The following is a 24571-nucleotide window of genomic DNA, read 5'->3' as shown; positions in this document are numbered from 1 at the left end:
AAGGGGAAGGTGGTGACACCTTCCCCTTTTTTGTTGCCCGAACTTTGCCGTTTTAGACGTCGAGATTGCTGACGTACAGGGCGTTGGCCTCGATGAAATCACGGCGCGGCTCCACCTGGTCGCCCATCAGGGTGGAAAACACCTCGTCGGCGGCGATGGCGTCCTCGATCTGCACCTGCAACAGACGGCGGCTTTCCTGGTTCAGCGTGGTTTCCCACAACTGTTCCGGGTTCATCTCACCCAGACCCTTGTAGCGTTGGATGGTCTGGCCGCGGCGGGCGTCGTCGAGCAACCATTCCAATGCCTGGCGGAAGCTGGATACCTCGGTGCGACGCTCACCGCGCTGCACGTAGGCGCCCTCGCCGATCAGGCCCTGCAGCTCCCCGGCCAGCTTGGCAATGGCCTGGTATTCGGGGGTGGAGACAAAGTCGCTGGTATACGCATAGTCGCTGGATACGCCGTGGCGCCATTCGGTGATCTGGGCGCCCTCGACCGCGCCGTCCGGCGCGTGCTCGAACCGCAGCTCATAGCGCCGCTCGCCGGCATCGTCACCGTTGAGACGTGCCGTCAATTCCTCGAACCAGGGCACGGTCTTGCCGGCGTCGCGGAACTCGCCTTCGAACAGGGGCGTCATGGCGATCATCTTTTCCAGGACGCGGCTGTTGTAGCGGCGGCCCAGGCGCTGGATGCCGCCCATCACGGCCTGGTACTGACGTGCCAGATTTTCCAAAGCCACGCCGGCCAGCGGCGGCGCCTCGGCAGTGACAAAAAGATTTGCGTTATCAATGGCTTGTTGCAAAAGATGGGCGTTCAGCTCGTGCTCATCCTTGACGTAGCGTTCCTGTTTCCCTTTCTTCACCTTATAGAGCGGCGGCTGAGCGATGTAGATATGGCCACGCTCGATCAATACCGGCATCTGGCGATAGAAGAAGGTGAGCAGCAGGGTGCGAATATGGGAGCCGTCCACGTCGGCATCGGTCATGATGATGATGCGGTGGTAGCGCAACTTGTCCGGATTGAATTCATCGCGTCCGATGCCGCAGCCCAGGGCGGTGATCAGGGTGCCCACCTCGGCGGAGGACAGCATTTTGTCGAAGCGGGCCTTCTCGACATTGAGGATCTTGCCCTTCAGGGGCAGGATGGCCTGGGTACGACGGTCGCGACCCTGCTTGGCGGAGCCGCCGGCGGAATCACCCTCCACCAGGAACAGCTCGGACAGGGCAGGGTCTTTTTCCTGGCAGTCTGCCAGCTTGCCTGGCAGCCCGGCCACATCCAGGGCCCCCTTGCGACGGGTCATCTCGCGGGCCTTGCGGGCTGCCTCACGGGCACGGGCGGCGTCGACCACCTTGCCGGCGATGATCTTGGCGTCCAGCGGGTTCTCCCACAGGTATTCCTGGAACTTCTCCGCCATCAGGGATTCCACGGCCTGTTTGACCTCGGACGACACCAGTTTTTCCTTGGTCTGGGAGGAGAACTTCGGATCGCGCACCTTGATGGACAGCACGGCGGTAATGCCTTCGCGGGCGTCGTCTCCGCTGGTGGCGACCTTGGCCTTCTTGGCGAGGCCTTCTTCTTCGATGTACTGGTTCAGCATGCGGGTCAGCGCACTGCGCAGACCGGCTAGATGGGTGCCACCGTCTCGCTGCGGGATGTTGTTGGTGAAGCAGTAGATATTCTCCTGGTAGGAGTCGTTCCACTGTATTGCCACTTCTACTCCGACATTGTCGCGTTCGCCGCTGAAGTAGAACACGGCGTTGTGCAGTGGCGTCTTGTTGCGGTTCAGATGTTCGACGAAGGCGCGGATGCCGCCCTGATACTCAAAGGTGTCTTCCTTGGCGCTGACTTCGTCCACCAGATGGATGCGGACGCCGGAGTTCAGGAAGGACAGCTCGCGCAGACGTTTGGCCAGGATGTCGTAATGGAATTCGGTCTGGGTAAAGATGGTCGGGGAAGGTTTGAAACGTACTTCGGTACCCGTACCCGTGGTTTCGCCCACGACCGCCAACGGCGCGACCGGATCGCCCATACGGTATTCCTGCTGATGCAGCTTGCCATCGCGGCGGATCGTCAACTTAAGCGTTTCCGACAGGGCATTGACCACGGAGACACCCACGCCGTGGAGACCGCCAGAAACCTTGTAGGAGTTATCGTCAAATTTACCACCGGCGTGGAGGATGGTCATGATGACCTCCGCCGCCGAACGGCCTTCTTCAGGGTGAATATCGACCGGGATACCGCGACCGTTGTCGCGCACGGTGACGGAGCCATCGCTATGAATGATCACGTCGATCTGGCTGCAGTAACCGGCGAGGGCCTCGTCGATGGAGTTGTCGACCACCTCAAATACCATATGGTGCAGACCGGTCCCGTCATCGGTATCACCGATATACATGCCCGGACGCTTGCGAACCGCGTCGAGGCCCTTGAGAACCTTGATATTGGAGGAATCGTAGGTTTTTTCGCTCATCATCAACTCCCTTGTGAGGGCCGCATTATATCACTTCCGCGACAGCACCATGTTCCACGTGGAACATGGCGGCTTTCGTCCAGGGTGAAATATCCACCAAGTCCCGATCCGTCGCCGTGATAAAACATTGCGCGCCGCTAGCAGCCACCGCTGTCATAAGGGTCTGCCGCTTTAGTGAGTCCAGCTCCGCAGGGAGATCGTCGATCAAGAGGGTACAACGGCGACCGGTGCGCTGCTGTAAATGCTGCATCTGCGCGATGCGCAAGGCACAGACCGTCAGTTTTTGCTGACCGCGGGAAAAGGTATCTGCCGCATCCATACCATTGGGCAGCAACAGACGGATATCGGCGCGGTGCGGACCTGCCATTGTATAGCCCGCCGTTAGCTCGCTGTCCCGATTACGCATCAGGACATCCAACAGCACGGCATCCTTGGGCCAGCCCCGGCGATAGGAGATGCGGGGTGGCTCAGACTCCAGCAACACACTATATATATGAGCGAATAGGGGCGTGATCTGCTCAAGGTAAGCCGCGCGCATTGCCGCAACCGTTTCACCGCACTCTGCCAGCCCAGACTCCCAATGATGCAACTCTGACGCAGAGGCGCCGCTGCGCAAGCCTGCATTGCGTTGCTCCAGGTAACGGCGATAGCGCTTCCACAGATCAAGAAAACCATGTTCCACGTGGAACAAACCCCAATCCACATAGGCGCGACGTTCTCGCGGTTCGCCGTGAAGCAGGCTATGAGATTCCGGCGTGAGCAGCTGCAGCGGCAATAACTCCGCCAATGCAGATGCCGAGTCCAGCTTCTGACCGTTGACACGGAGTTGTGTCAGATCGCCAAGCTGTTTCTGGACCCCCAACGAATAGACTGCACCATCCCTATCAACCCGGCCAAAGACGGTCGCAGTATCAGCCCCGGTTTGTAGCAACTTGCGGGCCTGCGAGCTGCGGAAGGAACGTGCCATACCGAGCAGGTAAATGGCCTCCAGCAACGTGGTCTTGCCACTGCCGTTGGCGCCAAACAACAAAGTCAGTTCGGGCGACGGAGAGAGGGAAAGCGAGGTCAGATTCCGCAGGCCCATGACCTCGAGATGACTTAATGCCATGGATAGAGGTACATGGCGCGACAGCCTTAGAGGCGCATCGGCATAACTACGTAGCGCGAGGTTTTATCCCCAGAGCCGTAGATCAAGCAGCTGCTGTTGGCGTCGTTCATACTCAACACAACCTGATCCTGCTTCACCACATTGAGCGCGTCGAGCAGGTAAGACACATTGAAACCAATCTCGAATTCGGCACCGTCATAGGTAATCTCGACTTCTTCTTCTGCCTCTTCCTGCTCCGGATTATTGACGGTCGCCTTGAGGAGGTTGCGCTCGAATTGCAGCCGGATGCCGCGGTACTTTTCGTTGGACAGTATGGATGTGCGTTGCAGTGCCTGGCGTAAAAGATTGCGATCGGCGTTCACCAACCGCTCGCCAACCTTGGGTACTACCCGTTCATAATCCGGGAAACGCCCATCCACCAATTTGGAGGTCATTACCACGTCCCCCAAGGCCACACGGATGTGGTTACTACCCACCACCACTTCGCACTGCGCGCCGCCGTCACCGAGCAAACGACTCAACTCCAACACGCCTTTGCGGGGAATAATCACCTGGCGCTCTTCGGCAGCCACTTCCGGACAATCGGTTTCACTGATAGCCAAGCGGTGACCATCCGTGGCGACGGCACGCAAATGCCCCCCCTTCATCTCAAGCAGCAAGCCATTGAGATAGTAACGCACATCCTGATTGGCCATACAGAAATGGGTTTGTTCCAGCAGGCCTTTCAACACGTCTTGTGCGATGGTGAGCCTGAAGGCCCCCGCGACACTCTCGGTTGCGGGGTATTCGGTCGCTGGCAAGGTGCTCAGTGAGAAGCGGCTCTTGCCCGAACGGATAAGCGCCTTATCGCCCTCCACCACAATTTCCAACATCGCCTGTTCCGGCAATGCACGGCAGATATCGCTGAATTTTCGTGCCGGCAATGTAATCTCACCGTCGTTGCCATTTTCCACAGCCGCAGTGGCGGTCAGCTCGACTTCCAGGTCAGTGCCGGTCAGGGTCAGATTCCCCTTGTCCACCTGTACCAGGACGTTCGCCAGTATCGGCAGGGTTTGCCGCTTTTCTACCACACCACCGACAACCTGCAACGGTTTGAGCAATGCTTCACGGGAGATGGTGAATTTCATGTCCTTTGCCCCATCGCTTAGTTATTTATCTTTTGAATAGGTAAACCTGTTGTTGAACCTATTACGCCGCGAAATCCTGTCGATAACTAATAAAAATCATTCTATAACAATAAGTTAAATAAACAACAAACGTCTGTCAAAGAAGTGCGTAAACAGGTATTAGCTGTGCATAAACAAGTTATTTATCCACAAACAAAAAAAGATGCTTTTTATCCACAAGCTACCCTCATCAAGTAGACAGGGTTCTCAACAGGTTTGCGTGATCCTCAGCAATCCGAGGTTCCGATTCCTTCAGCTCTTGAATCTTGCGGCACGCGTGGATTACCGTGGTGTGGTCGCGGCCGCCAAACGCATCGCCTATCTCCGGCAGGCTGTGGCTGGTTAATTCCTTGGCCAGCGCCATTGCCAGCTGTCTTGGCCGCGCCACCGAGCGACTGCGCCGCTTCGACAACAGGTCTGCCACGCGGATTTTATAATACTCCGCCACCGTCTTCTGTATGTTTTCGATGGTAACGAGTTTTTCCTGCAGGGCGAGGAGATCACTCAACGCTTCCTTGGCAAAGTCGAGGGTAATCGGCCGGGCCGTGAAATGGGCATTGGCGACAACCCGGCGCAGGGCGCCCTCCAGTTCACGGATGTTGGAGCGGATGCGCTTGGCAATAAAGAAGGCCACTTCCGGCGGCAGCGCCGCACCCGCCTGTTGCGCCTTGCTCATCAGAATCGCTACACGCGTTTCCAATTCTGGTGGCTCGATGGCGACGGTAAGACCCCAGCCAAAGCGTGATTTCAGCCGCTCCTCCAGGCCGTCCACCTCTTTGGGGTAGCGGTCACAGGTCAGGATGACCTGCTGCTGACCTTCAAGCAAAGCATTGAAAGTATGGAAGAATTCTTCCTGGGAGCGCTCCTTGCCAGCGAAAAACTGAATGTCGTCGATGAGCAGCGCGTCCACGGAGCGATAGTGCCGCTTGAATTCATTGATCGCGTTGTGTTGCAGCGCCTTGACCATATCGGCGACGAAGCGCTCGGAGTGGAGGTAGACCACATTGGCGCCGGGGCGCTGCTGCAGGATCATATTGCCGATGGCGTGCATCAAATGGGTTTTGCCCAAACCGACGCCACCGTACAGAAACAGCGGGTTGTAGGCGACGCCCGGGTTGCCCGCCACCTGCATGGACGCCGCCCGCGCCAGCTGATTCGATTTGCCTTCCACGAAATTGTCGAAGGTGAAGTTGCTGTTAAGGTTGCTGCGCCGTCCGCCGGCAACCGCGCGCGGCGTCGCCTCGGCGACACCCCCGCCCAATGGAGGAGTGGGGCGAGGGATGTCCCGCGACGGGGTGGGCGCCGCCTCGGCCTCGGCCCTTTTTCGACTGCCGATCTCCAGCAGCAAACGCAGGGCACTGTTTCCGCTGGCGTGCCGGGCGTGGCTAAGGATCTGTTCGCTATAGCGGTCCTTGACCCAATCCAGCACGAAACGGTTTGGCGCCAGCAGGCGCAGTGTATCCCCCTCCCGCTCCGCATGCAGCGGGCGGATCCAGGTATTGAATTGCTGTGCCGGCAGCTCGTCTTCCAAATGATCAAGACACTGCTGCCAAAGGGGGTCAGCCACGAAACATTCTCTGGGTGCTAGGGCAGGAAAGAGGGGCAGTCTATACCCGAACGGCAAAGTTATCCACACCCCCATACGGCCACCAACGCAGCGTCGTTATTGACAACCGGGGTTGATTCGCAGTATTTTGCGCCTCTTTTTTCCACGGCCCTAAATCGGGTTGTGCCGATTACTGAAACCGGACGAGCCTCATCATGAAAAGAACCTTTCAACCCAGCGTGCTGAAGCAGAAGCGCACCCATGGTTTCCGTGCGCGCATGGCAACCAAGAACGGCCGCAAGATCCTGGCCGCCCGTCGTGCCAAGGGTCGTGCCCGCCTGACCGTCTGACCGCGCCCGCGTCTTGCACGGCGCGCATGGTTTTCCGCGTAGCCACCGGTTATTGCGGCCGGCGGAGTTTCAGCGGATCTTCAAGGGGGCGGACTGCCGCGTAGCCGGCGCCGCCCTTACCTTGCTGGCAGCAGCGAACACACTCGGCCACCCACGGTTGGGGATGGCACTGAGTAAAAAGCAGGTACGGCGCGCCGTGGAGCGTAACCGTATCCGCCGCCAAGTACGCGAAAGTTTCCGCCTGCACCAGCACCAACTTGGCGGCGTCGACATCGTGGTGCTGGGCCGTGCCGGCATCGACACACTCTCCACGCAGGAATTGCGCTCCGCCATCGACAGGAGCTGGGAAGAGTTGGCAAAGCGATGCAAAAAATCCTGATCCTGCTCATCGGCGTTTACCGTTACGCCATCAGCCCATTTCTTGGCAACAATTGCCGTTTTCATCCTTCATGCTCCTGCTATGCCCACGAAGCCATCGAGCGTTTCGGCGCCTTGCGTGGGGCTTGGATGGCCATGCGCCGCCTGGGCCGTTGCCATCCGTGGCATGAAGGCGGTTTCGATCCGGTACCTGAAAAGAAAGACTAAACGCCCATGGACTTCCAACGCTTAATGCTCGTCATCGCTCTCTCTTTTGTCCTGCTCATGCTGTATCAGGCCTGGCAAAAGGATTACGGTCCGCAGCCGCCGGCAGCCGTGGCCACCACGCAAACCCCGGGCAGCGCGGCAACGGCAGCGGATCTGCCGACGGCCGTAGCCCGCCCCGGTGCTGCGCCGGAGATGCGCGAAGGCTTGGCCAGCGCGAAGCGAGTGCGCATCTACACCGATGTCTTTGCCGTCGAGCTCGACACCCAGGGCGGCGATCTGCGTCGTGCCGATCTCCTGCAATATCCGTTGGTAATCGATCGCCCGGACGAACCCATCCGCCTGTTGGATGACACCAGCAACCTGTTGTTCATCGCCCAGTCCGGTCTGCGTCCGGCCACTGGCACCGATGCCGGTGACGTACCTGATCATTACGCCATCTACCACGTCGAACAGGATGAATACCGCCTGGCTGAAGGGCAGGAGGAACTGCAGGTGCGCCTGCAATGGCGCGGTGCCAGCGGTGTCGAGGTAGACAAGATTTACACCTTCCGCCGCGGCAGCTATGTGGTCGACGTGGACTACGCCGTGCGCAACCAGTCGCAGCAGCCCTGGTCCGCACACGCCTATTACCAGTTGCAGCGTCAGCGTCCTACCGAGAGTACGGGTGCCTTCGGCATCTACACCTATACCGGCGGCGTGATCCACGCCCAGGAAGTGAAGTACGAAAAGATTGACTTCGATGCCATGGACAAGATGGCCCTGAACCGCACGCTGACCGGCGGCTGGGCGGCGATGATTCAGCACTACTTCGTCGGTGCGTGGATTCCGCCGCAACAGGCCACTCACGATTACTACAGCCGCGCCCTGGGTGGTAACCGCTATCTGCTCGGCATGATCGGAGAAGGTGTACAGGTGGCGCCGGGCGCCGAAGCCGCCTACCAGGCGCGTCTGTATGTGGGGCCAAAGTTGCAGGATCAGTTGGGTGATGTCGCCGAGGGTCTGGCGCTGACCGTCGACTACGGCAAGCTCACCATCCTCGCCGATCCCATTTTCTGGCTGCTCAAGCAGATCCACAAGCTGGTGGATAACTGGGGCTGGTCCATCGTGATCCTCACCCTGCTCATCAAGCTGGCTTTCTACAAGCTCTCGGCCACCAGCTACAAGTCCATGGCCCATATGCGCAAGGTAACGCCGCGCATGCAGGCCTTGAAGGAACGCTATGGTGACGATCGGCAGAAGCTGAACGAGGCCATGATGAAGCTATACAAGGAGGAGAAGATCAATCCTCTGGGTGGTTGCCTGCCGATCCTGGTGCAGATTCCGGTCTTCATTGCTCTGTACTGGGTGCTGCTGGAAAGCGTCGAGTTGCGTCAGGCACCGTGGATCCTGTGGATCAATGATCTCTCCGCCATGGATCCCTATTACGTGTTGCCGATACTGATGGGTGCCAGCATGCTGATCCAGCATCGCCTGAATCCCACGCCGATGGATCCCATTCAGGCCAAGGTGATGATGGCGCTGCCCATCGTATTCACCTTCTTCTTCGCCTTCTTCCCGTCGGGCCTGGTGCTGTACTGGGTGGTCAACAACGTGCTGTCTGTTGCCCAGCAGTGGTACATCACCCGCTATGTCGTGAAGGCATAACATCTGCGAGTGTCCGCGTGGAAGTCATCGCTTCACGCGCCAATGACACCATCGCTGCCGTCGCCACGCCCCCCGGGCGTGGGGGCGTCGGCATTGTCCGCATCTCCGGGCCGGCCGCGGCACAAATTGCAGTGGCCATGCTTGGCGCGTGTCCGCCGCCGCGCCGCGCCGATTACCTCCCGTTCCGCGCCGCCGACGGCACGATCATCGATCAGGGCATCGCGCTGTTCTTTGCGGCACCGAATTCTTTCACCGGCGAAGATGTACTGGAATTGCAGGGCCATGGTGGTCCCGTGGTGATGGATCTGCTGCTGCAGGCGGCACTGCAATCAGGCGCTCGCCCGGCCCGCCCGGGCGAATTTTCCCAGCGCGCCTTTCTCAATGACAAACTCGACCTGACCCAGGCCGAAGCCATTGCCGACCTCATCGACAGCACCTCCGCCCAGGCGGCACGCAGCGCCCTGCGATCATTGCAAGGGGAGTTCTCGCGTCGGGTAGCTGACCTGACCGAAGAGCTGATTCAACTGCGTCTTTATGTGGAGGCAGCCATCGACTTTCCGGAAGAGGAAATCGACTTTCTTGCCGACGGTAGCGTTGCGGCCCGGCTCGATGCCCTGCGCAGTCGATTGCGTGCGGTACAGGAAGCGGCGCAGCAAGGAAGTCTGTTGCGAGACGGCATGAGCGTCGTCCTTGCCGGCAAACCCAATGCCGGCAAATCCAGCCTGCTCAATGCCTTGGCCGGCCGCGACAGCGCCATAGTCACCGACATACCGGGCACGACCCGTGACGTGTTGCGCGAGCAGATCAGTATCGACGGCATGCCGCTGCATGTCATCGATACCGCAGGCCTGCGGGAGAGCACCGACACCGTCGAACAGGAAGGCATCCGTCGTGCGTGGGCCGAGATTGAGCGGGCCGACGGTCTGTTGTTGCTGGTGGATGATCACGCAGGAATAGGCGCGGAGGAAGATGCGATACTGGCACGCCTGCCGGAACGCCTGGCGGTGACCATCGTGCACAACAAAGTTGATCTGAGCGGTCATCCGGTTGCACTGGAACAGCGCGAAGGCAAAACCCACGTTTATCTATCCGCCCGGCATGGTGATGGGCTGGATCTCTTGCGTAACCACCTCAAGCAGAGCATGGGGTTTCAAGATCAGGTGGAGGGGGTGTTCAGCGCCCGCCGTCGTCACCTCGATGCCCTGCAACAAGCCGCGCACCATCTCGCCGCGGGTGACGAACAGCTGCGTCACCATCATGCCGGTGAGTTGCTGGCGGAGGAGTTGCACTTGGCGCAGCAGGCCCTGGGCGAAATCACGGGCGCTTTCGGTGCCGATGACCTGCTGGGGCGAATTTTTACCAGTTTCTGTATCGGAAAATAGTTTGGGTTCCGGAGGGTTCCGGAGCGATCCCCAAAACCCCCGCCAACCCAGCGTCAATGCTGGGTTTTTCGTCTCTAGTCGTCTTGCATGTTCCGGCAAGAGCCGGGTAGAATTGTTCCCACATTTGTTCCCACACCGCTTAATTCGATGGTGAGGCGTGGGAACAAAACGCGAAATAAAGTGCCGCTGAGAGGCGGTGAAATCGTGAAAAAGTGGGAACAAACGCGCTTCCGAAAATCCAGAAAAGCCAACAGCCACAAGGGTTATAGGCCGATTGTTCCCACGTTTCCCGATGTACCCACTTTTCGCCGTGAGGCGTGGGAACAAAACGAACGCGAGGAACTGCGACATGGCACTGACAGACACCAAGCTGAAGACCCTGAAGGCCGGGGAAAAGATCGTCACCGAGTCCGATGGCGGGGGGCTGTATGTAGAGGTATTGCCCACCGGGAAAAAGCGATGGGGGCTGAAGTACCGGACGCTGACCGGGAAGCAGGAGACGATCCGGCTAGGCGACTACCCGGCCTTCTCACTGGCGGACGCTCGGACATGGCGCGATGACTGCAAGATGCTGGCGGCGCGGGGGCTGTCGCCTATGGCCTTGCGCCGTGGCGATCCAGTCCCGGAAGACGCGACCGCCGTAGTCAAGGAAATGGCTCAGGCATTTATCCGGGCATGGTGCATCAAGTCGCTGGAAAAGGCGAAAGCCAAAGAGGCTGAGAGCAAAGCCGCTGACACGGTGGAGGTTTTCGCACGGCGCTGGTACAGCGAGATAGTCGAACCAGCGAACAGCAACCCGCGCAACGTCAAGCGCGTGCTGGACAAGGACGTGATCCCGGCCATTGGCTCGAAACAGATTGCAGACGTGACCGTGACCGACATTTTGGCGATCACCGACAAGATCAAGAATCGTGGCGCTGACCAGATGGCACTTGTCACCCGCAACGTGCTGAAACGGCTGTTTGCCTATGCCATTGCTCGCGAGAAAACGGCATTCAATCCGGCTGCCGCGATTGAGGCCAAATTCATTGCCCAAGCGCGAAGCAGGGACGTAGCCCTGACCCCGGATGAAGTCGGCAGACTCTTGCGGGCGATCTATCAATCCAGCATCAAGCGGGCGCACAAGCTGGCTATCCACCTGCTGATTCTCTGCATGGTGCGCAAGGGCGAGCTTATCGGCGCGAAGTGGGAAGAAATCGACCTTGAGAATGGCGAGTGGGCAATCCCCGGCGAGCGCATGAAAAAGGACAAGCCGCACCTTGTCTCACTGTCCCGGCAGGCCATTGCAATGTTCGAGGAACTCAAGACGCTGGCGAGTGGCTCCGAGTGGGTTTTTCCGAGCCGTGGCGACCTGAATCAACCCATAGCCCACAGCACCTTGAATCAGGCTGTCCGCTCGCTGGAAATCGACGTTCGAGACTTCGTTATCCATGACTTCCGGCGCACGGCATCAACCCATTTGCATGAGGCCGGGTTCAATTCGGACTGGATCGAGAAATGCCTTGCCCACGAAACCAAAGGCATTCGCGGCGTCTATAACCGGGCGCAATATGCTGACCAAAGGCGCGAGATGCTGCAATGGTGGGCGGACTTCGTAGATAGCCAGATTGAAGACGGCAAGGGCAAGGTAATCATCGGCCCATTCGGCAAAGCCTACCGGGCGGCATGATGAAGACCCCTGAGGAAATCAACGCGATCAATCGCGAGACGTTCAAGGCCAGAGCCGAAAGACTCTGCGACCTACTGGATAGCCACCCGGCTACATGGACGGCAGAGGACGCCCGCTTTTATGCTGACTATCGCGAGGCGATGGAAGAAACCGCAGCGCAAGCGCAACAACGTGCGGATGATGCTGCCGAGTGGCTGGCGTTTCAGAACGAATTGCCGGACAGGCTCAAGAGCGCGTTCGCTGCACTAAACGGTAGCACCAAAGCTGCCAAGCCGCTGACGGCGCTAATCAGGGAGGCTGTTGAGGCCGATCCCAACATTGATGAAAACCGGCTTTGGCGGTGGCTAAAGAATCAGGATGGCGTAGAGCGCCACGAACGGACTGAAGATAGCGAAACCGAGTGGATTTCCCTTAGTGGCGACACATTGGAGCGCACCGCGCTAAGGGGCAGACTGCACACAGCAAAAAAGAATCACGCCAACGGTTAGCGTGAATGACGGGGTAAAGCCCTGTCGCTGAAATGGCGGACATGCCGGTTTGATCCGGTAACAGCTTAGGAGTCACTAGCATGTCTGCATCAAGTACCGCACTCACAATCCTGCGCCGTAAGCAGGTAGAGGCCCGCACCGGCCTAGCCCGATCCACCATTTATGACCGGCTCCGCAATGATCCGGCATTCCCCAAGCCCGTGTCCATTGGCGCGAGGGCTGTGGGCTGGATCGAGTCCGAAATCCAGCAATGGCTTGATTCTCAGATAGCCAAGAGCCGCAAGGCTTGAGGCCGGGAGGATTGATCCATGACCGTCAGACGCAACGAAGGCCGCCCGGCTGCCACCGGCACGGCCCCCAATCAATCCAAACTACGCCAACAGCATAACAGTACCGAGGCCCAACGCCAAAGGCTGCTGGCCGCCCTGTCCCGCCGCCCTGTCGATACGATCCTTGCCCGCCGCGATCTGGACATTTTGCACCCTGCGGGCAGAGTGAAAGAGCTTCGTGACCGGGGTTTCGTGATTCTCACCCGCATGGTGGAACGCGTCACCGCCTGCGGGCAAAAGCACCGCGTGGCGCTGTACGCGCTGGTCAAGAGGCCGGTATGAGTGCCTTTGCCCAAGTCCCCATCCAAGTGATTCAGGACAGCCGCCTGACCCTTGAGCAACTGCGCGTCCTGATTGCGCTGCTGACTTTCGGGAACAAGGACGGGGGGAGCGTATGGCCGAAACGCGCCTTGATTGCCGAGCGCACGGGCATGCACCCGGCCAATATCAGCGCGGCAACGAGTGCGCTGGTCAAACTCGGATGGCTCGAAAAGGTGGGCAAGGGAGGTTTCAGTAAGTCCGCCTGTTACACGCTCAAGCTGCCAACAACGGTAGCCGATCAGGCTACGGTAGTCGATTCGGCAACGGTAGCCCGTTCGGCTACCAATACCGTAGCCGATTCGGCTACTTCAACGGTAGCCCATTCGGCTACACGCAAAGAACAGACCAAGGAACAGACCAAGGAACAGACCAAAACATATAAGCGCACGTCTGCACTTGTCTGTCCTGACGGCGTACCCAAATCGGTATGGGCTGACTTCCTCACACTCAGGAAGGCGAAACGCGCCCCCATGACGGCAACCGCCTTGCAGAGCATCCACCGCGAAGCCGACAAGGCGGGCATATCCATTGCCGACGCACTCGCCACCTGTTGCGAAAGGGGATGGCAGAGCTTCAAGGCCGAATGGGCAACACCGACCAGACCCAGCGCCCGCCGTGTCCCTGCCGCTGAAAACTTCGCTGCCAAGGACTACGGCACCGGGGGGCTGATTTGAAAAAGCAGGGAAACAACAACATGACCGAACCGAAAAAACGGGGCCGATGGAAACCCGGCCAATCCGGCAACCCGAACGGACGCCCACCGGGTACGGGGCATGTCGCCAAGCTGCGGGCATCCATCGCCGTGCATGTCCCGGAAATCATCGGGCAACTGGTACAGGCCGCCAAGGATGGCGACGTACAGGCCGCCCGCCTGTTGCTTGAACGCGTATTGCCGCCCATGAAGCCGACTGAGCTTGCCGTACCGCTGGCCCTGCCCGATGGCTCACTCACTGAGCAAGGCCGCGCCGTGCTGGCCGCCGTCAGTAGTGGCGACCTTGCACCCGAACAGGCCGCCCGCTTGCTGTCGGCAATCGGCGCACTGGCCCGCGTGGCCGAAATCGACGAACTGACCGACCGCATCGAAAAACTGGAGGAAGCCCACCATGCCAACCCTTGAGCAACGCATCACCCAACTGGAAGCCCCCAAAGCGTACAGAAACGCCCCCAGACGCGCCGAATTGGCCCGACTGATACGCGAGGCCAAGCCAGACCCGAGAGAGGCCCAGACGCTTTCCTATGCCGATTTGCAACGGATGGCGAGGGCAAGACAACGCGGGGAACCGATCACCACCCTATCGACCCCGGACGCGGACGGCCTGCTGCATGTTGTCGCCATGCGCTACCCCACCCCGGACGGATGGCGAGACGCCACCCCCGGCGAACTGGCCGAGTATGAGGCCGCCATGCTGGCCGCACAGGCAATGTACTGAGGGGAGGGCTTATGTAATGACGATCTGATGCGCCACCGAATTTTCAACCACTACCGAAAGGAAATCCAAAATGGATAGATTGACCGCAACCCATAACGCCCGCCAAGCCGGGCAACGCGCCCGCATCAAGGCTTTTGATGATCGCCTGACCCGTGCCGAGGAACTGACGCGGCAACTTTGCCGCAAGCCTGCCACTACCCTTGACGCCCTGACCCGTGACACGCGGACGGCGGACGCCAAAGCCCTTGACGCTTCACGCCTGCACCTGACCGGCAAGGCACCGCGCACGGCAGACGAGAGCAACCAGCTTGCGACGCTGGCCGCTAAGCAACGGGCAGATGACCAACGCGCCCGCGCAATCAACGAGGCGAACGCACAGAGCGGCATCAAGGGGATGCTTGCCCGAGCACTGGCCGCGATGAAGTAAAAAAGTTCGGGAGCTTCGCCGCCGCCGTGGTCAAAAGACGGCAGCGAGGCGGGCGCACCCCCACCCCGACTTCCCCGCCTGTGTGGCGGGGTTTTTTGCAAATCTATAAACGTGTATAGTTCGAATCTTCACATGCTTTTTTGCAATAGAATCAATTTGGTGTTTATGAAAAAACTCTTTCATCTCTTTTATGGTGCATTTTCTAGGATTTATTTATTAATCTTTGCGCGACCATCCGCCCAAAAATTTAATAATCTGGTTTTGAATCTTGCTTTTCGAGCAAGAGGTTACAATAATCACGGAAACTTAAGCTCCACTGGAGAGAAAATTTTTATAGAACTCCTCGCCTCAATGAAGCCGAGACTCTGTATTGATGTTGGGGCAAACAAGGGAGAATATTCGGGCGAGCTTCTCAAGGCGACTGGGGCTCATGTGATTGCGTTTGAGCCCCTGCCAAAAGCTTTTAGTATCTTAAAAAAATTATCAGACACATATCCGGATAGATTTGCGCCAGAAAATTTCGGGGTCGGAAAAGAAAATGCAACGCTTGATTTGTTTTATGGCGAGGCAGATTCAGAATTGGCCAGCTTTAGCCCTGATGTAAATCAGATACCTTATGTTGCAGCGTCAAACACCAATAAAATGAGTGTGCCAGTTATCACGCTAGATTCTTATTTGAATAAGATCCCTGATAATTTTGAATGCATCGACTTGCTGAAAATTGACACAGAGGGATTTGAGTATGAGGTTTTATCAGGAGCTCAAAAAGCAATAGAAAAGCTCAAACCCAAGTTTATACACATTGAATACAACTGGCACCAACTATTCCGCACCCAATCGCTTAAATCACTCTCAAGTTTGATGCCTGGATATAAGGCGTATCAGTTGCTTCCTTACGGTGAAGGACTTGTTTTGAGAGATGTGGATTTGCCGGAATCCAACATCTATCACTACTCTAACTTTGTGTTTGTTAGACCAGATGTTACGTGGAGCTAACCCGTCTCGGCTTGAGTGTTATTTTTTCCTACAAAATCGCCTAAGAAGCAAAAGATAAACTTTTCAAAGTAGCTGGACGCTGTTTTCAGTTTTCAATGTGCATATCTTCTGACCAATGTCATACGGAAGGTTGACGCTAGTCTGCAAAAATGCACAAGATCGACAAAGAGGAAGCGGCGACATAGATAAGCAACTAAATGAAGGCGCCAACAGCCATGAAGCGGAAAAGTGAGGAAGCTTCGCTGCAGCAATGACAAATAGGCGTCTGCGAGGCTTGCACGTGCCCGTCGTGACTTTCCCTGCCCGCGTGGCGGGGTTTTCATTTCCGGCCCTTTGCCGCTGCCTTGCATTGCTCACGCTCCCAAGCATTCGCAATCGGATTGCATAGGGAGGCATTGCCGCTGATGGCCACATGGCAACGCTGGCGCAAGTCATAGCTGCCGATGGCCGCGCACTGGCCCCGCACTGGCCCCGGCTGCCTGTCTGCATGGCCCGGCAATAGGCCCGCTGGTCTGCATCATCAATCGTCTGGCATGTTGTCGCCTGAGCACTGGCGACCCCGAGTAACCCGGCCAGCAAGAAAACGCCCTTCATTGCACCATCCCCCGCAACGTCACCCGCCCATCATCCCACCCTTTCCGCTGTCGTTGATGGTGAATTGCGGTAGGCTCTTAGGTGCGATGAATTCCGGGGAAGTCCGTGAAAAGTGTTCCCACATTTGTTCCCACCTTTAAGGCTTGGAAGTCGAAAACCCAGCAACGGCAAGGCCTTGCGGGGCTTCGCTAGATTCTGCATCGATAATCTACCGCTGAAGCATCACCCTATCCGACGCATGGTAGTCGCAGCAGCTGGCCGGAACCGATCTATTGCTAGGCGCAACTGCGCGAGGCAGTCGGCCGCAGGGGCGCCACCGTAACGCAGCGCGATATACAGAGCGCTGATTTCATTGCTGGCGGTTGCGAGGTCCGGGCGGGCTGTGGCGACACGGGATGCAAAGGCGGCGGGCCCTTCGTGGGGTGCGCGCTGTAGCCCCAGCCGCGCCAGCTTGCGACAGTAGCGCTCATACAGTCGGACCACGACATCAGACTGCCCGTGCCCGCGGCGCAGCAAGTACAGGGCAACCGTTCCGAGCACGACACCCATGGCGCTGAACAGGAGAGCCATCACGCCCTGCCAGCCGAAGTGCAACAAGCCCAAGCGCTGCAGCAATTCTTTTTGCCGCTCGTGGTTATAGCCCAGCACCCACAGGTTCCACGCATTGTTGAGTGCATCCCAGCCATAACGCAGCTGCGACAGGTTGCGCGTAAGCCAGGACAGATTCATATCGATCAGCGGGGCGGCCGTGGTGCGGAAGCGCCGCAGATCTGTATCGTTCTCCACACGCTGCGGCGGGATTACCGCCGTTGGGTCAACCCGTGTCCAGCCGGTTTCTTCCAGCCATACCTCGGCCCAGGCATGGGCGTGCGACTGGCGCACGATGAGGTAGTCAGCCAGCGGGTTGCTCTCGCCGCCCTGATAGCCGGTGACGATGCGCGCCGGCACGCCGGCACCCCGCATCAGGGTGACGAAGGCGGCGGCGTAGTGTTCGCAAAAACCGCGGCGGCTGTCGAACAGAAATTCATCAATGGCGTCATCCCCCAGCAGTGGGGGGCGGCGTGTATACCAAAAGGGTTGGTCGCGGAATTGCCCCAGTGCTGCGCGCACGATTTCTGCGGGTGGCAAATCGGACCACTGTTGGGCCAACGCACGACTGTGCGGATTGCGTGTAGTGGGAAGCTGCAGGCTGAAGCGCCGCTGCTCGTCCGTCAGTAGACCGGTGTTATAGGTCGTGTGCGCGGCCAGCTCGAAGTGCTGGCGGGTATTGGCCCTACGCGGCAGGAGCAGCTGGAAGTCAGCACTGAGCTGGCTGCCCTGTGGGGCGCCCGCCGGCAGTTCCAGTGCAAACAGCCAACGCTCATTGTGTGGTTCTAGGGTTAGCGCGTAACGCAGCGGTTCGCCGGCAGCCTTGTAGACGGGAGGCTGGCGAAACCAGGGTGGCGCGAAGTCGCGCGGTATCGGATCCCAGCGCCGGCCGTCGGTGGTCCACAACACCGGACCACGCCAGTACAGTTGATCGGCCGGCGGGATGGGACCAGCGAACTGCACGCGAAAGGCCACAGCTTCTGAATCGGCCAACTCGCTGATGGTGCCCAGGGTCATGTGATCGGAAATGCCAGTGCGTGCGCTGATGCTGTCCTTGGGCACACCCCACAGCGGCCCGGGCAGGCGCGGGAACAGCAGGAACAACAGCAGCATGATTGGCAGCGCCTGTACCAGCAGCAGGCCGGCCCGGCGCAGATAAAACCGGTGTGCGGGTCCGGCAGGGTGGTTGAGGGCGATGAGGGCGGCGGTGAGCAGCAGCACGGTGAGCAGCAGATAGGCGCCGATGAAGATCGACTGGTCCACCAGGAAGCCGCCGGCAACCAGAAACCAGCCGAGGAAAATCACCAGCATGGCGTCGCGCAGGGTGCGCAGTTCCAGCAGCTTGAGACACAGCATAACGCTGAGCAGGGCAAGCCCGGCGTCGGGGCCGAACAGGGTGCGGTAGCCGAGCAGCACGGCCCCCACGCCAATAAAAGTCAGCGCCAGGCGTAGCCAGCGCTTCGGCAGCGGCCAGCCGCGCAGGTCGATGGCCAACCGCCAGCCCAGCAAGGCCAGGCAGTAGGGGCTGAACCACAGCGGCAGGCGCAACAATTGCGGCAGCAATACGGCGGTCAGCGCGCCCAGCAACCACAGCCGGCCGTGCAGGGGGATCATGGCCGTTCTCCGTACAGCGCCAGCGCCTCCAGGCAACGGCGGCGCTGGCCCGGGCCGAAGTCGGGGGCGATGACCCGATCCGGCAGGCGCAGGCCATAGGCCAGACCCGCGGCATCGGCCTCCAGCACCCAGCGACACAGGCGCGACAGCCGCGCTTCCGCGGCCAGTCCGGGCAGCAGCTCCCAGGCCAGCCACAGTTCCTGTGCTGCCTCGCCGGCGAACTGTTTGGTGTGCATACCCTGTTCCCGTGCCACCGCCTTCCAGTGCACGTGACGCAGCGAGTCACCGGCGTGATAAGGGCGCAGGGCCGCGAAGTCATCGTGTCCCTGGCCCCGTTCGCCGCCACTGCCGGCGGCGCCGGGCAGCCCCGCCGGCAGACCGCGCTGGGGTGCCGGCGCGGGGTAGACCAGACAGTCCATGGCCAGCTCCAGCGGTGACCAGGCGCGGAACAGGCCGAGCGGGAACCGTGTCGCGATGGTAAGACGCCCCAGTGGCAGGCGTCCGCGCCGCTGGGCGGGTCGGGTCAGTTCGGTCCACTGCATGCCCGGTGCGACGTCGAGGCGGATTTCACTGCCGTCGACCAGGGCCAGGGTAATCGCCAGCCGGGATTCGCTGCTGGGGTTGCTGAGGCCGATGGGAAAGCGCGCCTGTTCGCCGGCGAATACCGCCTGGCAACGGCCAGCCTCCAGTCGCAATCCGAGCAGGTTGCGCCAGGTATGCAGGATGGACACCACGCCCAGTCCGCAGAGCAGAAACACCAACGCAAAGGCGAGACCGTTGTCGTAGTTGATAGCGCCGAGCAGGATGGCGATGAGCACGGCGCCGAGCAGCAGCCCCTGTCGCGTCGGCAGGATGTAGACCCGGCGTCGATCCAGCAGGATCGGGCCGGTCTCGATACCCAGGCCGCGCAGGAAGCGGGCCGGGTTGAAGCGCTGGCGCAGGGTGAGTGGAGTGGACACGGTGTTAGGGGATGGCAACCTCGTTGAACCAGGCCGCCAGCGCCGCGGTACCCAGCGCCCCGTCGGTCTGCACCTGCTGCAAACGATGGCCTACCACATGGGGGAGCACGGCCTGCACGTCTTCGGGCAGGGCGTAATCGCGTCCCTCCAGCAGTGCCCAGGCCCGGGCGCCGGATAACAGCGCCAGGCCGGCGCGCGGGGACAGGCCGGTGAGGAAGTGGGGTGAGCGGCGCGAATACTCCAGCAGGGCCTGCACGTAATCGAGCAGTGCGGGACTGACCTTCACCGCGCGTACCGAGGCCTGCGCCTGCACCAGCTGCTCCGGGCTCATCACCGGTTGCAGCTCGGTGAGCAGCTCGCGCCGGTCGCGCCCGGCCAGCAGCGCGCGCTCCGCCTGGGCATCGGGATAACCCAGCTCGATGCGCATCAGGAAACGGTCCAGTTGCGACTCCGGCAGCGGGAAGGTGCCAATCTGGTTGGCCGGGTTCTGCGTGGCGATGACGAAGAAGGGTTCGGGCAGCGGACGGGTTTCACCCTCGCTGGTGACCTGATGTTCCTCCATGGCCTCCAGCAGCGCACTCTGGGTCTTGGGAGTGGCGCGGTTGACCTCGTCGGCCAGGATCAACTGGGCGAAGATGGGGCCGGGGTGAAAGCGGAACTCGCCCGATTCACGCTCGTATACGGCCACGCCGAGGATATCGGCCGGCAGCAGGTCGGAGGTGAACTGAATACGGTTGAAGCGCAGTCCCAGGGTGGCGGCGAGCACATGGGCCAGGGTGGTCTTGCCCACCCCGGGCAGGTCTTCGATGAGCAGATGGCCGCGCGCCAGCAGGCAGGCGAGGGCGAGGCGGATGGGCCGCTCCTTGCCGAGGATGATACTGCCGGCTTGGGTAATGACCTGGGTGAGTAGGGTGTGCATGCGTAAGTTTTCTCTGGCTGGATTGCGTTAAGGAAGCTCTGAATAAGTTCAGAGCTTCCGCGGCACAGGGATGTGCCGCCATGTTCCAACGACGATAAGTCGTTGGAACATGAAGCGCATCGAAAATCACACTTTTCGATGCGCGTGGGCTGAGAAGTCCAGGATGGACTTATTCAGACCTTCCCTAACTATACCGTGCCGGCCCTATTCTGCCGTTGGCGCCGGTGCGAATGGCTGACTAGACTTGGTTTGTAACCGGGACGTTTCCGGGGGTATCTACGATGATCGACACCACCATCTCCAGTACCGTCAGCGCCGTCGCAACCGGTCCCTCACTGCGCGAGCGTCAACTGCACACGGAAAATAGCGCCCTGGCACAGCAGAACGCCCAGTTGCAGGGTGAGAACCGGGACCTGCGTGCCGAACAGCGTCGCCTGGCGAGCGAAAACAGCGATCTGCAGCGGGAAGTGGGCGAGCTGCAGCAGGAGATCACCCGCAGTGATCGTGCCGTCAGCCCCGACAGCACCAGCGGCACCCTGCTCGACGTCTACGCCTGAGCGTTCCTCAACCCTGTTTCACCGCCAGCGCCTCCTTCAGGGCGCGGATCTCCTCGCGCAGGGCGCGCAGCTCGGTACTGACCTGGGCGCTTTCTTCGTGCACGGCCTCTTCGATGGCCGCCTGCTCCTGTTTGAACTCCGCGTCGTGCATGGTCTGCATGGTATTGACGATGATGGCGATAAACAGGTTGAGCATGGTGAAGGTGGCGATGAGGATGAAGGGGATGAAGAAGACCCAGGCATAGGGATAGGCCTCCATCACCGGGCGCACGATGCCCATGGACCAGCTCTCCAGCGTCATCACCTGGAACAGGGTATACATGGAGGCGCCGATGCTGCCGAACCATTCGGGGAATTGCGCGCCGAACAGGCCGGTGGCCATCACCGCCGCCACATAGAACAGCAGCAGCATCAAACCGGCAATGGACAGGATGCCCGGTACCGCCAGCAGCAAGGCCTCTACCACCAGGCGCAGGCGCGGCATCATGGAGATCAGGCGCAGCACACGCAGTACGCGCAGGGCGCGCAGTACCGCCAGCGGCCCGCTGGCCGGCACCAGGGCGATGCCGACGATGATGAAGTCGAACACATTCCAGGGATTGCGGAAGAAGCGCCAGCCGAAGGCAGCCAGCTTGATGGCAATCTCCACCACGAACACCGACAGAATCAGCCGGTCCAGCAGGTGCAACACGCCGCCGAACTGGGCCATCAGCGTCGGCGAGGTTTCCATGCCCAGGGTCACGGCATTGATCAGAATCAGCGCGATGATGATCTTCTGCACCCGCGGCGACTCGATCCAGGCGCCAAGGTGTGCGCGGTTCAGCACTTGCTCCATACTGCTTCCTCTGTCTTTCGGGGCCGCACAGCATAGCCCATCGGGGGATAGGCACGGCGGTAAAGTGGGGCTAAAGTTGGCCCTACGCAAGAGACGCGAGGGCAACCCATGTCGGTGCGTCATCCCATTATTGCGGTGACCGGTTCGTCTGGCGCCGGTACCACCACGGTCAAGCAAGCCTTTGCCGAAGTCTTCCGGCGCGAGGGTATCAACGCCTTTTTCGTCGACGGCGACAGCTTCCGCCGCTACGACCGTGCCGGCATGAAACAGGCGGTGGCCGCCGCCCGGGCCGCCGACCGCCCCATCAGTCATTTCGGACCCGAAGCCAACCTGTTCGAGCGGCTCGAAGGCCTGTTTCAGGAATACTCCCGCAGCGGCGGCGGCCTCTACCGCCACTATCTCGGCAGCCGCGACGCCGCCGAGCACCATGGCGGCGTGGAAGGTACCTTCACGGCCTGGCAGGAAATTCCCCCCGGGTCAGACCTGCTGTTTTACGAAGGGTTGCATGGCGCCTGCATCGAATCCACCTGGAGCCGGCGTGAAATGAGCCCCTCGCACAACCCCTTGGTGATGAAGCTGCGTGATCAGCAGCGTGAGCGCGGCGACCGCGGGGTGGATGTGGCGCGCTGGGTAGACCTGCTCATCGGTGTAGTCCCCAGCGTCAACCTGGAGTGGATCCAGAAGATCCACCGCGACTGCGCCGTGAAGGGCAGCTCCGCCGAGGCGGTCACAGCCACCATCCTGCGCCGTCTGCCCGATTACCTGCGCTACATCACGCCGCAATTCTCCCTCACCGACATCAACTTCCAGCGCGTGCCGCTGGTGGACACCTCCAACCCCTTCATCGCCCGCGACATCCCGACGCCGGCGGAGAGCATGGTGGTGATTCGCTTCCGCGAACCGAAGCGTTTCGACTTTCCCGACCTGCAACGCCGCCTGCCCAACAGCTTCATGTCCCGTCCCAACACCCTGGTGGTGCCCGGTGGCCACATGGGCCATGCCATCGGCGTGATCTGTGCGCCGCTGATCCAGGAACTGGTGGCGCGCCAGCGCGCCGCCGCAGGGTGAGCGCACCCCGGCAGCAGTGGCATAATTTCCTTTGCCGGCAAGGGGTTCGGCCGGTCGGCCGAGGGCAAAAAAACACTTGATCAGCGCAACGATTGTTCTAGAATACGGGCCACTTCTTGAGGGTAGCCCGCTCACGGCACGACCAATACGGCTTGAGAATCTATCCAAAGAGAATGAATTTGTCCTGATTCAGAGAGCGCTTACCTGAATGGGTATATGGCGCCGCTCAAATTCAGATCTCTTGTAGCTCAAAGTCGGTCGTGTCTCGTCCACCCTTGAGAAGTGGGGCGGAGGCTCGGCCTGGAGGTATGACCATGGTCGATGCCCGTTGTGAAACCGCGTCCATCGTTGCCGGCGACAAGGCCGACGAACCCCCCGAAACGGAACGCATCCGTCGTCTCGTCGCCATCCACGGCGCCCCCCTGCTGATCCTCGACTGCGAGGCGGTACGACGACAGTACCGTGCCCTCGCTGCGGCGCTTCCCGGCGTCGATTTGCACTATGCCCTGAAGCCGCTGCCGCACCCGGCGGTGGTCAGCACCCTGATGCAGGAAGATGCCTGGTTCGACCTCGCCACCAGCGGCGAAGTGGACCTGGTGCGGGGCCTCGGTGTCGCCCCCGAGCGCTGCATCCACACCCATCCCATCAAGCGCGACCGCGACATCCGTGACGCCCTCGACTTCGGTGTCACCACCTTCGTGGTGGATAACCCGGACGAGCTGCGCAAGTTCGAGAAATACGCCGACCAGGTGGAGCTGCTGCTGCGCGTGTCCTTCCGCAGCCCCGACGCCAAGGTCGACCTGTCGAAGAAGTTCGGCTGCACCCCCGAGGCCGCGCGCGACCTGCTGGTGCTGGCGCACGCGCTCGGCATCCGCATCAAGGGCCTGTCCTTCCACGTCGGCTCCCAGGCCGCCGATCCGCGCAAGCATGTGGAGGCGGTCAACGCCTGCGGCGCGATCATCGCCTGGAACAAGCAGGCCGGCCTGCCGCCGCTCACCGTGCTCGACATCGGTGGCGGTTTCCCGGTGGAGTACAACGAGGACGTGCCGCCGATCAACGAATTCTGCCGCCCGATCCGCGAGGCGCTGGCGCAGATCCCGAGCGATGTGCGCCTCATCGCCGAGCCGGGCCGCTTCATCTGCGCACCGGCCATCACCGCCGTGTCGTCCGTGATGGGCAAGGCCCTGCGTGACGGCCGCTGGTGGTATTACCTGGACGACGGTGTGTACGGTTCCTACAGCGGCCAGATGTTCGACCACGCCAAGTATCCGGTGGACTGCCTGGACTGGCAGGGTGAGCGCTTCCCCAGCGTGCTGGCCGGTCCCACCTGCGACAGCATCGACGTCATCGATGAGAACATCTCGCTGCCGGAACTGAACGAGGGCGACCTCATCGTCGGCCGCATGATGGGTGCCTACACCTGGGCCAGCGCCACCGAGTTCAACTTCTTCCGCAAGGCGCAGATCGTGGTGATCAACGAGTATGTGGGTGAGGCCTGCGAAGTGGTGCCGCTGGTCGGCTAACCCTTG

The 24571-nt window shown here is 60.3% G+C and carries 25 protein-coding genes; 17 read left to right on the top strand and 8 right to left on the bottom strand.

Going from position 1 to position 24571, the window contains the following annotated elements:
* Positions 1-52: 52 nt before the first annotated feature.
* From gyrB to dnaA, 4 genes are all read right to left on the bottom strand, one after another.
* Positions 53-2467, bottom strand: coding sequence for a DNA topoisomerase (ATP-hydrolyzing) subunit B (gyrB, locus tag ACMV8A_RS05100; RefSeq protein ID WP_495324667.1), 2415 nt, complete (start codon positions 2465-2467; stop codon positions 53-55).
* A 25-nt stretch (positions 2468-2492) separates the two neighbouring features.
* A complete protein-coding gene (recF, locus tag ACMV8A_RS05095; RefSeq protein WP_495324666.1) occupies positions 2493-3575 on the bottom strand; it encodes a DNA replication/repair protein RecF in 1083 nt (360 codons plus the stop codon).
* A gap of 26 nt (positions 3576-3601) precedes the next feature.
* Complete coding sequence (dnaN, locus tag ACMV8A_RS05090; RefSeq protein WP_495324665.1) at positions 3602-4702, bottom strand: DNA polymerase III subunit beta; 1101 nt, start codon at positions 4700-4702, stop codon at positions 3602-3604.
* 229 nt (positions 4703-4931) lie between these two features.
* A complete protein-coding gene (gene dnaA, locus ACMV8A_RS05085) occupies positions 4932-6308 on the bottom strand; it encodes a chromosomal replication initiator protein DnaA (RefSeq protein ID WP_495324664.1) in 1377 nt (458 codons plus the stop codon).
* 194 nt (positions 6309-6502) lie between these two features.
* On the opposite strand from dnaA, the gene rpmH reads away from it, so the two are divergent.
* The 14 genes from rpmH to ACMV8A_RS05015 all read left to right on the top strand — a co-directional run bounded on the left by rpmH (position 6503) and on the right by ACMV8A_RS05015 (position 15908).
* A complete protein-coding gene (rpmH, locus tag ACMV8A_RS05080; protein ID WP_127478773.1) occupies positions 6503-6637 on the top strand; it encodes a 50S ribosomal protein L34 in 135 nt (44 codons plus the stop codon).
* A 13-nt stretch (positions 6638-6650) separates the two neighbouring features.
* Positions 6651-7016: a ribonuclease P protein component gene (gene rnpA / locus ACMV8A_RS05075; RefSeq protein WP_495324663.1), complete on the top strand. Its 366-nt coding sequence runs from the start codon at positions 6651-6653 to the stop codon at positions 7014-7016.
* Entirely contained in the window at positions 7001-7222 is a 222-nt protein-coding gene (gene yidD, locus ACMV8A_RS05070) for a membrane protein insertion efficiency factor YidD (RefSeq protein ID WP_495324662.1), read from the top strand. The genes rnpA and yidD overlap by 16 nt, the downstream gene beginning before the upstream one ends.
* A 24-nt stretch (positions 7223-7246) precedes the next feature.
* On the top strand, positions 7247-8866 hold the full coding sequence (yidC, locus tag ACMV8A_RS05065; RefSeq protein ID WP_495324661.1) for a membrane protein insertase YidC: 1620 nt from the start codon (positions 7247-7249) through the stop codon (positions 8864-8866).
* A 26-nt stretch (positions 8867-8892) separates the two neighbouring features.
* A complete protein-coding gene (mnmE, locus tag ACMV8A_RS05060) occupies positions 8893-10248 on the top strand; it encodes a tRNA uridine-5-carboxymethylaminomethyl(34) synthesis GTPase MnmE (RefSeq protein WP_495324774.1) in 1356 nt (451 codons plus the stop codon).
* Between the two features lie 349 nt (positions 10249-10597).
* Positions 10598-11917 (top strand): tyrosine-type recombinase/integrase, encoded by a 1320-nt coding sequence (locus tag ACMV8A_RS05055; RefSeq protein ID WP_495324660.1) that lies wholly within the window; start codon positions 10598-10600, stop codon positions 11915-11917.
* Positions 11914-12405 (top strand): hypothetical protein, encoded by a 492-nt coding sequence (locus ACMV8A_RS05050; RefSeq protein WP_495324659.1) that lies wholly within the window; start codon positions 11914-11916, stop codon positions 12403-12405. Before ACMV8A_RS05055 ends, ACMV8A_RS05050 begins: the two co-directional genes overlap by 4 nt.
* A gap of 80 nt (positions 12406-12485) precedes the next feature.
* The gene (locus ACMV8A_RS05045; protein WP_495324657.1) at positions 12486-12695 is read left to right on the top strand and encodes a helix-turn-helix transcriptional regulator; all 210 of its coding nucleotides are present in this window, start codon (positions 12486-12488) and stop codon (positions 12693-12695) included.
* Positions 12696-12713: 18 nt separating this feature from the next.
* Complete coding sequence (locus ACMV8A_RS05040) at positions 12714-13016, top strand: helix-turn-helix domain-containing protein (protein ID WP_495324656.1); 303 nt, start codon at positions 12714-12716, stop codon at positions 13014-13016.
* Positions 13013-13729 (top strand): helix-turn-helix domain-containing protein, encoded by a 717-nt coding sequence (locus ACMV8A_RS05035; RefSeq protein ID WP_495324655.1) that lies wholly within the window; start codon positions 13013-13015, stop codon positions 13727-13729. Before ACMV8A_RS05040 ends, ACMV8A_RS05035 begins: the two co-directional genes overlap by 4 nt.
* Positions 13730-13749: 20 nt before the next feature.
* Positions 13750-14172 carry a DUF5681 domain-containing protein gene (locus tag ACMV8A_RS05030; protein ID WP_495324654.1) on the top strand — a complete coding sequence of 141 codons (423 nt, stop codon included), beginning with the start codon at positions 13750-13752 and terminating at the stop codon, positions 14170-14172.
* Entirely contained in the window at positions 14159-14485 is a 327-nt protein-coding gene (locus ACMV8A_RS05025; RefSeq protein ID WP_495324652.1) for a hypothetical protein, read from the top strand. Before ACMV8A_RS05030 ends, ACMV8A_RS05025 begins: the two co-directional genes overlap by 14 nt.
* 70 nt (positions 14486-14555) lie before the next feature.
* The gene (locus ACMV8A_RS05020; RefSeq protein ID WP_495324651.1) at positions 14556-14912 is read left to right on the top strand and encodes a hypothetical protein; all 357 of its coding nucleotides are present in this window, start codon (positions 14556-14558) and stop codon (positions 14910-14912) included.
* A gap of 165 nt (positions 14913-15077) precedes the next feature.
* Positions 15078-15908 carry an FkbM family methyltransferase gene (locus ACMV8A_RS05015; protein ID WP_495324650.1) on the top strand — a complete coding sequence of 277 codons (831 nt, stop codon included), beginning with the start codon at positions 15078-15080 and terminating at the stop codon, positions 15906-15908.
* A gap of 816 nt (positions 15909-16724) precedes the next feature.
* Here the strand turns inward: ACMV8A_RS05015 and ACMV8A_RS05010 are convergent.
* Genes ACMV8A_RS05010 through ACMV8A_RS05000 form a run of 3 tightly spaced genes read right to left on the bottom strand, consistent with a single transcriptional unit; the run spans position 16725 to position 20582 of the window.
* Positions 16725-18704 carry a transglutaminase TgpA family protein gene (locus tag ACMV8A_RS05010; protein WP_495324649.1) on the bottom strand — a complete coding sequence of 660 codons (1980 nt, stop codon included), beginning with the start codon at positions 18702-18704 and terminating at the stop codon, positions 16725-16727.
* Entirely contained in the window at positions 18701-19663 is a 963-nt protein-coding gene (locus ACMV8A_RS05005; protein ID WP_495324648.1) for a DUF58 domain-containing protein, read from the bottom strand. Before ACMV8A_RS05005 ends, ACMV8A_RS05010 begins: the two co-directional genes overlap by 4 nt.
* A gap of 4 nt (positions 19664-19667) precedes the next feature.
* On the bottom strand, positions 19668-20582 hold the full coding sequence (locus tag ACMV8A_RS05000; RefSeq protein ID WP_495324647.1) for an AAA family ATPase: 915 nt from the start codon (positions 20580-20582) through the stop codon (positions 19668-19670).
* A gap of 281 nt (positions 20583-20863) precedes the next feature.
* Between ACMV8A_RS05000 and ACMV8A_RS04995 the strand changes: the two genes are divergently transcribed.
* Positions 20864-21139 carry a hypothetical protein gene (locus ACMV8A_RS04995; RefSeq protein ID WP_495324646.1) on the top strand — a complete coding sequence of 92 codons (276 nt, stop codon included), beginning with the start codon at positions 20864-20866 and terminating at the stop codon, positions 21137-21139.
* Between the two features lie 7 nt (positions 21140-21146).
* Here ACMV8A_RS04995 and ACMV8A_RS04990 read toward each other — a convergent pair whose 3' ends face one another.
* Complete coding sequence (locus ACMV8A_RS04990) at positions 21147-21974, bottom strand: ion transporter (RefSeq protein ID WP_495324645.1); 828 nt, start codon at positions 21972-21974, stop codon at positions 21147-21149.
* Positions 21975-22082: 108 nt separating this feature from the next.
* Between ACMV8A_RS04990 and ACMV8A_RS04985 the strand changes: the two genes are divergently transcribed.
* Together ACMV8A_RS04985 and ACMV8A_RS04980 are read left to right on the top strand one after the other, a co-directional pair.
* Positions 22083-23042: a phosphoribulokinase gene (locus ACMV8A_RS04985; protein WP_495324644.1), complete on the top strand. Its 960-nt coding sequence runs from the start codon at positions 22083-22085 to the stop codon at positions 23040-23042.
* A gap of 314 nt (positions 23043-23356) precedes the next feature.
* Complete coding sequence (locus tag ACMV8A_RS04980; protein WP_495324772.1) at positions 23357-24565, top strand: type III PLP-dependent enzyme; 1209 nt, start codon at positions 23357-23359, stop codon at positions 24563-24565.
* Positions 24566-24571 lie beyond the last annotated feature (6 nt).

It is taken from the genome of Sulfurivermis sp. (genome assembly GCF_059410345.1).
Note: the sequence above shows the minus strand (reverse complement) of the source record. Positions and strands in the feature narration are given on the sequence as shown.